Origin of the sequence: Muribaculum sp. (genome assembly GCF_029051885.1) — a bacterium.
GTDB lineage: Bacteria > Bacteroidota > Bacteroidia > Bacteroidales > Muribaculaceae > Muribaculum.
Genome location: NZ_JAIDKI010000037.1, coordinates 1 through 12,802 on the forward strand (window position 1 = coordinate 1; position 12,802 = coordinate 12,802).

The following is a 12,802-nucleotide window of genomic DNA, read 5'->3' on the forward strand; positions in this document are numbered from 1 at the left end:
CCTCATCACAAGCGAAAATATGCTCGACGATTGACCGCCCTGACGGTAACATTTATTATTAAACAAGCTCTTATACCAGCATCTATTCGTCTCTGCTCTCTGCATAGAGGCCTATCGTCGCCCCGGTAAATCCGCCTGTGCGTTCACAGGCAAGATAAGATGCATCCACATCCTCTGCCACCGGAGTCCAGTCAGCATCGCGCGCAGCCTCCCTCACGTAGAAATCATAGCATATGCCGTCGGAAACCACACGTAGCTCGACATCCCGTCCCGCCTTACATGGCATCTTCACCGACGCAATCACTCGCACCTCCTTTGGAGAGAGTGTGCGCAACTCCACTCGGTCGCCACATACTGCAAGATAATACTGCCTCGATTCATTCTTAAGCATAAGCAACCCGGCCGACTCACCGCCGTTGCGCGGCTTGAATCTGACACATGTCGAAGCCTCAAACTTGTGATGCTGGATGCGTCGTCCGACATATGCGGGCACTCCCCGACCGGTAGACAGCTCGCGGCTGCACTGCATATGCAGTCTGTCCCCGTCGAGATGGCAATAATCAGCCGTACTGCCGCGAAGCCCGATCCACTCCGGACGCAGGCTCTCGCCCCTGAAGTCGTCGCTCCAGGTGAAATTGCCCGAACTGCTCCCCGCGGGGTCATGCTTCACACCGGCGCGGTGCAGAGTCAGCGGCACAGTATCCTGCGACTGTGTAAAATACGGGAATCCGTCGCGGCTCCACTTCACAGGCATAAGGTATGTCTCACGTCCGAGAGCCTGAAAGCCTCCGGGACCGGGACGGCATCCGAGAAACACACCCCACCATTCACCCTCCGGAGTCATCACAAGGTCGGCATGTCCGGTGCAGGTGATAGGATTCGTACGTTTGTCCTTGAGATAGCGCTGCGTAAGAGCCGGATTGCGGCTCCAGCGCGTAAACTCTCCGCGCAGGCTGTCGGCACGATAGATAACCGCCGAATGATGGTTGCCGGTGCCGCCCTCCGCACATATAAGGAAGTAACGGCCGTCAATCTTGTAGATATGCGGACCCTCGTCGCGGTCGAGATGCTCTTCCGGACCCACTCCGGCCTCGGCAAAAGGCCATGATTCGCCTACGGTCTGCCCCGATTCGGGGTCGAAGGCGATAAACCGGATGCAACGGTAGTTGCTCCACTTCGGACGCCCTGACGTATCCTCCTTATATACTATGTATGCGCTACCGTCGTCGTCGAAAAACAGGGATGGGTCTATGCCGTCGATTCCCTTAAGCCACACCGGATTGCTCCACGAACCCTCGGGATCGGTGGCGGTGACATAAAAATGCCCGTTCTTGCGCCCCACATCCGTGGTTATCATATAGTAGGTGGAATTATGGGGATTGTACGATATCTGCGGAGCATATATGCCGCCGCGGTCAAGGCTCTGCCCTACCAGCCCGGGCAGTTGCTCCGGACGGTCAAGGATATTGCGCACAAGCCGCCAGTTGACAAGGTCGCGGCTATGGTACAGAGGCACTCCGGGAAAATAGCCGAAAGTGGAGGTGACGAGATAATAGTCATCGCCCGTACGCACCACACTCGGGTCGGAATACCATCCGGCGATTACCGGATTGTAGAAATCGCCATCCTCCTTAAGAGGATTGGCATTATAATAATCATCGTTTCCGATATATACAAACGAACTGAACTCGGCCTGTCCGACAGCTTTTTGTCCTGCCGTAAGCGATGCGGCGCCTATAGCTGCCACTATCGCCAACGAGTATATGCTCTGTGTCAGTCTCATGTGGCTGGAAAGCGTTTAAATTGTTATAGTTATGGTTTTCAACTCATTGTCGCGGCTCGACGGGCCTACCATCACATCATAGCGGCCCGGCATCACACGCATGCGTCCCGACTCCTCGTCCCAGGTCTCAAGCTGCTGTCCCGACAGAGGGATGCTTACCATGCGCTTCTCGCCCGGAGCGAGTGTCACACGCTCATAGCCGCGCAGAGTCTTGTTCGGTCCCTTGGCGTCGCCCTGACGGCGCAGATAGAGCTGCACTATTTCAGTGCCGGCAACCTTACCGGTGTTGCGCACCTCGACAGTCACTACCCCGTCGGCATACCGTGGCTTGCCATACTTATATGTAGTATAGCTCAGTCCGTAGCCAAACGGAAACAGAGGAGCCTCGCGCAGATAGCGGTATGTGCGTCCCTCCATACGGTACTCGTCGAAGGGTGGCAGCTGGGCGTCGTCGCAATAGAATGTCACAGGCAGTTTGCCGCACGGATTGAAATCGCCGCACAGCACCTCGGCTACCGCCGTGCCACCCTCCTGACCGGGATACCAGGCCTGGAGTATGGCGTCGCAGCTCTGCAGCTCCGGCGACAGGGCCACAGCACTGCCGCTGCAGTTTACAAGAACCACCTTCTTGCCCGCCCTCTTGAGAGCGCGGAGTATCTCGCGCTGTATGGCAGGAAGCTCTATCGACGTACGGTCGCCGTCGTCAAATCCAGGCTCGCGCACCTTGGCCTGCTCGCGCTCGAATGCGGGAGATATCCCCCCGGCAAACACTACTATGTCGGCATCGCCGGCACGAGCCACCACCTCATCGACAGTAAGCTCCTTCTGGCGGCATATGTCGAAGTTGAGAGTGGCGGCATCAGCTACCTGCATATAGTCCACGCCGATATCATATCGCTCACCCTTCTTTACCGGAAGTTTGCGGCTACGGTGGTTAAGCGGCTCAGCCTTCCAGCGCTCATGCACAGTGTCGCCATTGATGATGATGCGCAATCCGTCGTCATTGTTGTAGATTACATCAAGTTCCTCGTCGGCCTCGGCTACAAACGACCCGCGCAGGCGCAGAGTGAAATGCTCGAGCTCGACTCCGGGAGCAAACACAGTGTTGCCGCCATTGTCAAGATTTACCGGTGAGGTATACCGCGCTGTCGCAGCCGGCGCGCCGGCCATCTCCGTATTGTTCCAGTAGGTTCCGGTCATACCCGGAGCGCCGTCTTCGCCGGTAATGCGGTCGAAGATGCTTACCTTCTCTGTCGACGATGTTATGCCGCAGGCCTGCATGTACGGCAGCGACTCGCCCAGACGGCCACGCATACCCTGGAGTATAGTCACCGTATGGCTCGGCTGTCCGTAATATATGCCCCACTGCATTGTCGAGTCAGCGGCATTGGGGCCCATCACCATTATCTTCCTGTCAGTATCCAGAGGGAGCACTCCGTTGTTTTTAAGCAACACCATCTGCTCGCGCGCCGCCTGCAGAGCGAGGTCGCGGTGGGCCTTGCAGTCGACCACACTCATCGGTATCGACGTCCACTCCACAAGAGAGTCGGGATCGAAATTACCGAGACGGAAACGCTCGGCAAGCAGACGCTTTACACACACATCGACAGCCTCTTCGCTGAGATAGCCTCTCTTCACAGCCTCGGGCAGATGCTTGTATACCGAGCCACACTCGACATCGGTACCGCTCATCACACCAAGTGCGGTAGCCGTACGGGCATCCTCGGCCACACCGTGGCGCTTAGGCAGATAGAAATCGTTGATGGCTCCGCAGTCGCTCACCACCATTCCGTCAAAGCCCCATTCGTCGCGGAGTATCTGCTGAAGCAGGCGGTTGCTGCCGCAGCATGCCTCACCCTCAAAGCGCTGGTAGGCACACATCACCTCTCTCACTCCGGCGTCCTGCACAAGATTACGGAATGCCGGGAGATAAGTCTCCCACAGGTCGCGCGCGGGCAGATTCTCTATATTGAAATTATGACGGGTCTTCTCGGGGCCGCTGTGTACTGCGAAATGTTTTGCGCAGGCAAGCAGTTTGATATACTTCCGGGAGGTGTCGCCCTGTAGCGCCTGCACCACACGCGTGCCCATGCGCCCGTTCATATATGGATCCTCGCCGTAGCTCTCCTGACCGCGGCCCCAGCGAGGGTCACGGAAGATATTTACTGTCGGTGTCCAGAAACTCAGACACTTGTACTTGCCTATCTGACCGCGGCGGCGTGCTTCGGTGTTTTTGGCACGGGCCTCGTCGCTCACTGCGGTAAACACACGGTCGATCATATCATCATCGAACGAGGCCGCCATACCGATACACGACGGAAACACAGTGGCAAGCCCGTTGCGTCCCACACCGTGCAAAGCCTCGCTCCACCAGTCGAACGCAGGGATACCAAGGCGCTCTATCGCCGGCGAACTGTTCATCATCAGCCTGGCCTTCTCGTCTATGGTAAGACGTCCGCAAAGATCGGCGGCACGTTGCTCAGGACTGAGCGACGCGTCAAGATAAGGTACGCGCTGGGCATGTCCCGCTACTACTGAGCCGACAGCCACAAGCATGATTATAATTCGTGGTAGTCTCATAAGGTTAAGAACTTGTTAACAATATTTGCTTTCTATGTTTTTTTGCGAAGATAAATCGTATATCGCTCATTAAAGCGCACTTATTATCGCAAAAAGCCCCGGCGGGACAGCGATAGCACAAATTTGTCGGAAAGGGTGTAATTTTTGACTTTTCGACTGATTCGCGCGCCCGGAGTATTTCTCCGGTTCAATCTTTGACATAATTTTGTCTACAAAGCCAATTGTGCAAATAGCCATAAACTGATTTTTATTTCTAATCCAATATCCGTTAAGGACGCCGGAGAGAGATTAATCCGGCATCCATAACCTTAAAATCAACCATCATTCATGTTTAAAAATCTTAATTCAGCCCTGACCCTGTCGGCCATAATGGCGATAGGAGGACTCTCGACCGCCGCTGCTACGGGCGATCCCGTTGCAATCCCCACTCCGGCCGGAACATTCATCGACTGGAACAACTGCGACTTCAACGGCACATCAGGCAAAGTCGAAAACAACGGTGACAACATCGGCTCTACCGGTGAGAACACAAATGTCACCTTCAATCTCGTCAGCGAGGCAGAAGGCAGCTATCAGTTCACCATCGCTACCGGACACAAAGGCACTGCGTATATGGACATATCCATATCCACCGCAGAGTGCGACACTCTCTTCAAAGCCGTCCACAAGATGGAGAACACCGGTTCATGGTCTCCATCGACAACATCCAAATTCTACACTCCGGTACTCCCCGCCGGCAACTACATCCTCACCCTCAAGGCTCGCGACCTCGAAGGGAGCAACTATGCCGGCAACTGGGGCCGACTCGCTCTATATAGCGACGATGTCGACAATAGCGAACACATCCCCGGCACTGTCACCATCGCAAAATCGACTCTCATAGGAGGTGCACGCAACGAAGGCCAGAATATCGGATACGTAAAGAACGGATGCGGTACTTCCAACGAAATCACTGTCGACCAGGCCGGTGTATACGCCATGACCCTTCCGGTGTCGCGCTATGGCGACGGAGTGCTCAATGTCACAGTCACCAACCAGAGCAATGTCGTCGAGGCTGAGACCAACTGGACCCTCCCCGCCGAATCGCCTAACTACACAGAGCATGTAATAAACCTCGAGGGCGAACTGACCACAGGCCGCAAAGTGCTCAAACTCGTGTTCAATGCCAATCACGGCGGCTTCATCGCCAACTACAAGGATATGGTGCTCGAGAAAATTGCCGACCACTGCGCCACATTCCGCGGCGTGGCAATCGACGGTCAGGATGTGACCGCCGGTGAGGGATACGACTGGAACTGCAACCTTCCGCTCGACTTCGCCGCCACAACCACCGTCAAGACCAACGCCAATGCCAACGCAATCATTACCGCGACAGCTGTCGACGGAGATGGCAATGCCGTGGCTGTGACCAACAACGGCGACGGCACATTCACCCTTCCCACTCCCGCAGGCAGCACACAGACCATCGTCACATTCAATGTAGCGGCCGAAGAGGGTGTGCTCGTGTTCAATGACACCTACACACTCCGCCTCTACCGCATAGGCGACATCATCGTCAACTCTCTCACCATCGACGAAGTAAATGCTCCCGCCGAACTGCTGGAAGCACTCAACGCATCGGGCACCGACATTACCGCGACTCTCAGCGACTGGATTTTCACCGCCGAGCCTACAATCGTGGCCACATTCTCCGACAACAGCAAAGTGACCGCTACCGGTACTGTCAACGGCGCCGAAGGCACATTCACCTTCAAGGGCGAAGCCGGCTCAAAGAGCAAGAACTATACAATCAACGTAGCAGGCTTCCATATCTACAACGCAGCCGAGAACGACGAGATGGTAAAACTCGTCTACGACTCCTCGCTCAACCAGGCCGACGGCTCGTGGAGCAACGGATCCTACTCACTCAATCCCGCCAACGACGGATGGGGTGGCACACAGTTCAAATTCAAGAACAACACCGAAATCACACTCTCCGTACCCACCAACGTGGTAATCAAGCAGATCAAGTTTACCAATCTCAAGGACAATTACACCCCCGGCACAATCGGATATGTGACTTCCGAAGGCGCGACAGTCTATCTCCCCACCGCCACATACTTCCGCAATGGCGACGGAGCGGAGAAAAACATCTTCGTCAACTTCGAGGGCCACAAAGCAGGCACTCCCGTAAAATTCCTCTTCACCCCCGGCAGCCAGCCCGTGGCATGGTTTGAAATCCTCATCAATAAGGAAGCACTCTCCACACCGCCCGCAGTCAACAGCGCTTCTGCAACACCGACATCCAATATCAACCACGCAGTGGCAACATTCAACTTCGACCGCGAGATGAAGAGCGTCACAGCATTTGTAGGCGAGCAGGCTGTCGAAGGCGAAGTAGCCGGAGCTACAGTACGCTTCAAGGTATGGGATCTCCCCTACAATGCCACATCCCAGCTCGTGATTCCCGCCGGAAAGGCCGAGGACACATTCGGCAATGTCAATGACAAGGACATAGTCCTCTCAATGACCGTAGGCGCTCCTGCCACAGTCGAGGCCATCGAACCTATAGTTGTAGGCAATGTCGACGAATGGAAATCAGCGTTTGCCGCAGTGGCTGCCTCCAACAACACTGCCGACGCTCCGCGTGCTGTGATTTTCGTGAAAAACGGCGACTACGACTTCGGCTCGGAAGAGCAGACTCTCCGCGCATACAACGTGTCGATTATCGGTGAGAGCCGCGAAGGCGTAATCCTCCACGGCAACCGCACCGGTATCTCCAACCCCATCATCTCTACACGCAACGCTACCGCCACATACTTCCAGGATCTCACCATCCGCAACGACCTCGACTTCGGTGCTGACAAGCGCCAGGGCGTAGGTGCTGCATTCTACGGCGGCAACAAGGACATCATGTCAAATGTAGCCCTCCAGTCGATTCAGGACACATATGTCACCGGCAACCAGAGCTATCTCGACCGCTGCTTCATCCACGGTTCTGTCGACTATATCTGCGGCGGAGGCGACCACTTCTTCGACCACTGCGACATCATCCATGAGATTGAAGGCGGCTACATCACAGCCCCCTCTACATCGGTCAACAACAAGTATGGCTACGTATTCGAGAGCAACACCATATCGGGCTACGGACCATATGCGCTCGGACGCCCCTGGCATAACGAACCCCGCGCATACTTCCTCAACACAATCATGATTGCCGAGGCAAGCGCCGAAGGATGGGGCTCGATGGGTACTCTTCCGACCCACTTCTACGAGTACAACTCTATGGACAAGGACGGCAACCCCATCGACCTCAGCACCCGCAAGAACTCTCCGACATCTACCAACACATACACTCCCATACTCTCTGAGGAAGAGGCCGCACGCCTTACCGTACGCAACGTACTCTGCGGCAACGACTCCTGGGATCCCGCATCGGCCACACTGCAGTGTGCGGCTCCTGAAAGCGCAGCCATCTCCGGAACAACCCTCACATGGTCGGCTGTCGCCAACGCATCGGGCTACGCCGTATTCCGCAACGGAGAATACCTCGCCCACACCTCAGCCACAAGCTATGACCTCAACGCCAACGACGGAGCCTCATACACCGTACGCGCAGCCAACGCCCACGGCGGTCTGGGAGCTGCATCCGAGGCTGTGACAGGCGGCACATCAGGCATCGACGCTGTAATCGGCGAGAATCAGGCGGTATCTGCCGTATACTACAACCTCCAGGGTGTACAGGTCGACGCCGACACCAAAGGCACTGTGATACGCGTGGAAATCCTCCCCGACGGCACACGCCGCTCCGAGAAGATGATAAAATAATCTTTCTATAATCTATACCCACCGACACGGGGCACGCCACATCCGAGGCGTGCCCCGCTTGTTTACACCGACGTGTCGTAATTTCCACCTGCAATTTGCCCGAATCCACCATCTTTCGGCAAATTTTCACCCCCGCATGCTGTACATGTTGTCTAATTTTGCACCGACCAATCTACGATGTCATGAAAACCAGACTCCTGATTACATACATGATGCTCATCATCGCTTCCGTAGCCGCCTCGGCACAGGAGCGCATAGAGCGCACGCCGGCATTCCCCGGAGCCGAGGGATGGGGGCGTTATGTGACAGGCGGACGTGGTGGAAAGGTACTGCACGTGACCAATCTGCGCGACTCCGGCTACGGGTCGCTGCGCTGGGCATGCGAACAGACGGGGCCGCGCATCGTAGTTTTTGACGTCTCCGGCACAATATACCTCCAGAGCGACCTCAAGATTACCAACGGCAACCTCACACTCGCCGGACAGACAGCGCCGGGCGACGGCATATGCGTGGCCGACTACCCGGTGACATTCGCCTGCTCCAACGTGATAGCCCGCTACATGCGTTTCAGGCCAGGCAACCGCATGGCCGAAATCGAGGGCGACGGATTTGAGCCCGACGGGCTCGGTGCCGTCGACTCGCGCCTCATCATAGTCGACCACTGCTCTATATCATGGAGCGTCGACGAATGCTGCTCCATCTACGGCAACCGCTTCACCACCGTACAATGGTGTATAATATCCCAGAGCCTGCGCTACGGAGGCCACTCGAAAAAAACTCACGGCTATGGAGCAATGATGGGCGGAGAGGGTGCATCGTACCACCACAATCTGCTCGTGCACCACGACTCGCGCTGTCCGCGACTGGGCGAACGACCCGCCACAGGAGCACGCGACACCACCGACTTCCGATGCAACGTGATGTACAACTGGAGCGGACAGGGTTGCTACGGAGCCGAGAACATGAACGCCAACATCGTCAACAACTACTATAAGCCGGGACCCGGCACAATAGCGTCGCGCGCAGTCGGCTACCAGCGCCGCATATGCGGAGTGGCAGTCAACGAGCAGGAGGGACACGAGATGTACCACGTATGGGCCCGACTCTTTGTCGACGGCAACGTCAACTCACGCCACCCGGCGGTCGATGCCGACAACTGGGGCCTGGGCATATGGCAGCAGATTTCCGACACCTATCGCAACAATCCCGAAAAATACAACCTCGACGAGAGCCGCATGCGCCTCAAAGAGCCGATGAAATATTACCACGTGACAACCCACTCCGCGGCCGATGCCTACCAACGGGTGCTCGACCACGCCGGAGCGTCACTGTCGCGCGACTCACACGACGCACTGATGGTATCCGACGTGCGCAACGGCTATGCCACCTACACCGGCTCAGGCGCCGGAAATGCAAAGGGAATCATCGACTCTCCCTACGACAACCGCCCTGCCGATGCTCCCGACAACTGGAATCCATGGCCGGTACTCAACTCCAAGGAAGCGCCCCTCGACACTGACCGCGACGGTATGCCCGACTCATGGGAACTCGCCCGCGGGCTCGACCCGGCCGACCCGGCAGATGCGCTGCTGACCGACGACGAAGGCTACACCATGGTAGAGGTATACATCAACTCGCTCGTCGACCATATCACCTCCACACAGAACGAGGGCGGAACCACCGACGGCGACTGCGAATACCTGCCCGACATCCAACCCTCCTACACTGTAGCCACCTCCACCCGCATCCCCTCCACCTGGAGTTTCGGCAACGATATCACACTCTCCAACGACGCCGGAAAAAGCTACGGCACACGCGGCGACTACATACGCCTCACCCGCGACGTGCGCCATACCCTCACCCTCCCCTCGCGTGCCGAGGTCGACCGCATACGCTTCGAGGGATTCACATACTACAATTCCGACAGCTACTCCGACGCCTCTCTCACCGAATTCAACGGCACCGTCTACCCGGAATCAACATTCGCCATCGCGAAAAATTCCGACATATCCACCGCTCCCTCATCCTTCGAAATAAAGCTGGCAGAGCCTGCGACCGACAAAATCACATTCGTATGGCAAGACAACAACCCATGCCTGCGGATTACCCTCTTCACCTCCAATCCACCGGCCACAGCCGCCATCGGCGAGATTCGCCGCGACCAGCCCGAAGGCTCCTACGATACCGCCTGGTACACCCTCCAGGGCCACAGGCTCCCCGCCGAGCCATCAGCCCCCGGACTCTACATCCACCGCGGACGCAAAATAATCATACGTAATTAACCTGACGAATCATGAAATATCTTCTCCCCATCATCGCATTGCCGCTGCTCGTATCGGCAGCCGAGACTCCGGAAAAGACTCCTGCGTTTCCCGGAGCCGAAGGTTTCGGACGCTACACCACAGGCGGACGCGGAGGCAATGTATACCACGTCACCAACCTTAAGGATGACGCCAAGCTGAAAGGTACCCTCCGCTGGGCACTCGCACAGTCGGGTCCGCGCACTATTGTATTCGACGTATCGGGCACAATACATCTATCCTCAGGCCTTACCATTTCATCCAACACCACCATAGCCGGACAGACCGCGCCCGGCGACGGCATATGCATCGCCGACTATCCTGTAAACGTATCGGCCAACTGTATCGTACGCTACATGCGATTCCGCCTCGGCAACAAGAATGTGACCGCCAACGGAGCCGACGGATGGGACGGACTGTCGGTGATGGACACCCACGACGTAATCATCGACCACTGCTCGATTTCATGGAGTATCGACGAATGCTGCTCGATACTCGGCAACTCCAACACCACGCTGCAGTGGAGCATAATCGACCAGAGCCTCGTAAACGCCGGACACTCCAAGGGCGCCCACGGATACGGAGGCAACTGGGGTGGCTCAGGCGCTTCATTCCACCACAACCTGATAGCCCACCACGGATCGCGCACTCCCCGACTCGGTCCGCGTCCCACCACCCAGCTCGACGAACGCATGGACATGCGCAACAATGTCATCTACAACTTCGGAGGCAACGGATGCTACGGCGGCGAGGGCATGAACGTGAACATCGTCAACAACTACTACAAGCCCGGCCCCGCAACCCCCACCAACTACCGAGGCCGACGTATTGCAGGCGTAGGCGTACGCACCAACTCCTACTGCACCACATATCCCGCATATACCCCGGCCCTACACCTCTGGGGAAAATACTTCGTGGAAGGAAACGTCAACACGAAATATGCCGATGTGACCGCCGACAACTGGAAAAACGGATTCCTCAACCAGATTGACAAAAGCGACAGTGCAACCGACGGAACATATCCCGGCGACGACGCGCTCCGCCTCGACACTCCCATCGACTTTATCTCCACCACCACCCATTCGGCCGACGACGCCTACGCACGTGTGCTCGACTATGCCGGAGCATCGCTGTCGCGCGACTCCCACGACGACTTCATCATCTCCGACGCCAGAAAAGGCACAGCAACATACACCGGCAAAGGCAACAGCCGCGGCCTCATAAACAGCCAGGAGGACAACAAGCCTTCGGATGCACCCGCCAACTGGTCGGCATGGCCCGAACTGGAATCAATCACTGCTCCTGTCGACACCGACGGCGACGGAATACCCGACGAGTGGGAAACCGAACATGGTCTCAACCCCAACAACCCTGCCGACGCTCTGACTCTCGACCAGGACCGCTACACCATGCTCGAGGTATACCTCAACTCGCTCGTCGACCACATAACCGAGGCACAGAACGAAGGCGGAACCACCGAAGGCTCCATAATATACTCCGACCCGGTGGCCGAAAGCTACACCATATGCACAGCCAACCGCGAAGGCTCTTCCTGGAGCTTCGGCAACGGAATATCCATATCAAACACCGAAGGCAAAGGCTACGGTACAAAGGGCGACTTCATCCGATTCAACGAGGATGTCACCCACACTGTGACCCTCCCGACATATGCCGAAGTGAGCCGAATGAAGTTTGAGGGATGCACATACTACACATCCGACAAATACTCCGATGCATCGCTCATCGCACTCAACGGAGCCGAGTTTGAAGCCGGCGACTATGTCATAGCCAAGACCGCCTCGACCGACAATCCCGACTCATTTGAAGTCACACTCTCCCAACCCGCAAAAGAGTCGCTTACATTCAGCTTCACAGGCAACCGCCCATGCGTGCGCATCACTCTCTACACCGCCAACTCATCCACATCGGGCATTGAAGAGATTGAGGGCGATACCCGCGAAGACGCCGACGACGCATGGTATACACTACAGGGTATACGTCTCGACCGACAGCCGTCGACACCCGGACTGTATATACACAACGGACGAAAAATATTCATACGCAGATAGACGATATTCAACGGTCAGGCTCCCGACCGTACCAACATACAGTCAAGAGCCTGACCATCTAAGGATTAAAAAGATTGGGTTAAGTAAACACGTATAGGCTGCATTTTTAGATTTAATCACATATTTTTTCACAGACATTTTCAAATATCCATAAACAACGCAACCTATTCGGCTCCGCTTCTGTGTGACACAGAGGCGGAGCTTTTTTTTGCCGCACGATATTGTCGGGTGAAACGCACAACACAAATAAGCACATGTTTACA

Annotated in this window: 5 protein-coding genes; 3 read left to right on the forward strand and 2 right to left on the reverse strand. The window is 56.2% G+C overall.

From position 1 onward, the window contains the following. Positions 1-82: 82 nt before the first annotated feature. Positions 83-1,783 (reverse strand): glycoside hydrolase family 43 protein, encoded by a 1,701-nt coding sequence (locus K2I50_RS01625; protein WP_301024507.1) that lies wholly within the window; start codon positions 1,781-1,783, stop codon positions 83-85. Positions 1,784-1,798: 15 nt separating this feature from the next. After that, positions 1,799-4,363, reverse strand: coding sequence for a xylan 1,4-beta-xylosidase (xyl3A, locus tag K2I50_RS01630; RefSeq protein WP_301024508.1), 2,565 nt, complete (start codon positions 4,361-4,363; stop codon positions 1,799-1,801). 327 nt (positions 4,364-4,690) lie between these two features. Here xyl3A and K2I50_RS01635 point away from each other — a divergent pair, with 327 nt between their 5' ends. The 3 genes from K2I50_RS01635 (at position 4,691) to K2I50_RS01645 (ending at position 12,539) form a co-directional block, all read left to right on the forward strand. Continuing rightward, on the forward strand, positions 4,691-8,170 hold the full coding sequence (locus K2I50_RS01635; protein ID WP_301024509.1) for a pectinesterase family protein: 3,480 nt from the start codon (positions 4,691-4,693) through the stop codon (positions 8,168-8,170). 182 nt (positions 8,171-8,352) lie between these two features. Further along, the gene (locus K2I50_RS01640) at positions 8,353-10,452 is read left to right on the forward strand and encodes a pectate lyase family protein (protein ID WP_301024510.1); all 2,100 of its coding nucleotides are present in this window, start codon (positions 8,353-8,355) and stop codon (positions 10,450-10,452) included. Positions 10,453-10,463: 11 nt separating this feature from the next. Continuing rightward, positions 10,464-12,539: a hypothetical protein gene (locus K2I50_RS01645; RefSeq protein ID WP_301024511.1), complete on the forward strand. Its 2,076-nt coding sequence runs from the start codon at positions 10,464-10,466 to the stop codon at positions 12,537-12,539. Positions 12,540-12,802 lie beyond the last annotated feature (263 nt).

Excerpts from the sequence above, each read along its gene's own strand:
- K2I50_RS01625 (WP_301024507.1), bottom strand. The coding sequence starts at position 1,783 with ATGAGACTGACACAGAGCATATACTCGTTGGCGATAGTGGCAGCTATA.
- xyl3A (WP_301024508.1), bottom strand. The coding sequence starts at position 4,363 with ATGAGACTACCACGAATTATAATCATGCTTGTGGCTGTCGGCTCAGTA.
- K2I50_RS01635 (WP_301024509.1), top strand. The coding sequence starts at position 4,691 with ATGTTTAAAAATCTTAATTCAGCCCTGACCCTGTCGGCCATAATGGCG.
- K2I50_RS01640 (WP_301024510.1), top strand. The coding sequence starts at position 8,353 with ATGAAAACCAGACTCCTGATTACATACATGATGCTCATCATCGCTTCC.
- K2I50_RS01645 (WP_301024511.1), top strand. The coding sequence starts at position 10,464 with ATGAAATATCTTCTCCCCATCATCGCATTGCCGCTGCTCGTATCGGCA.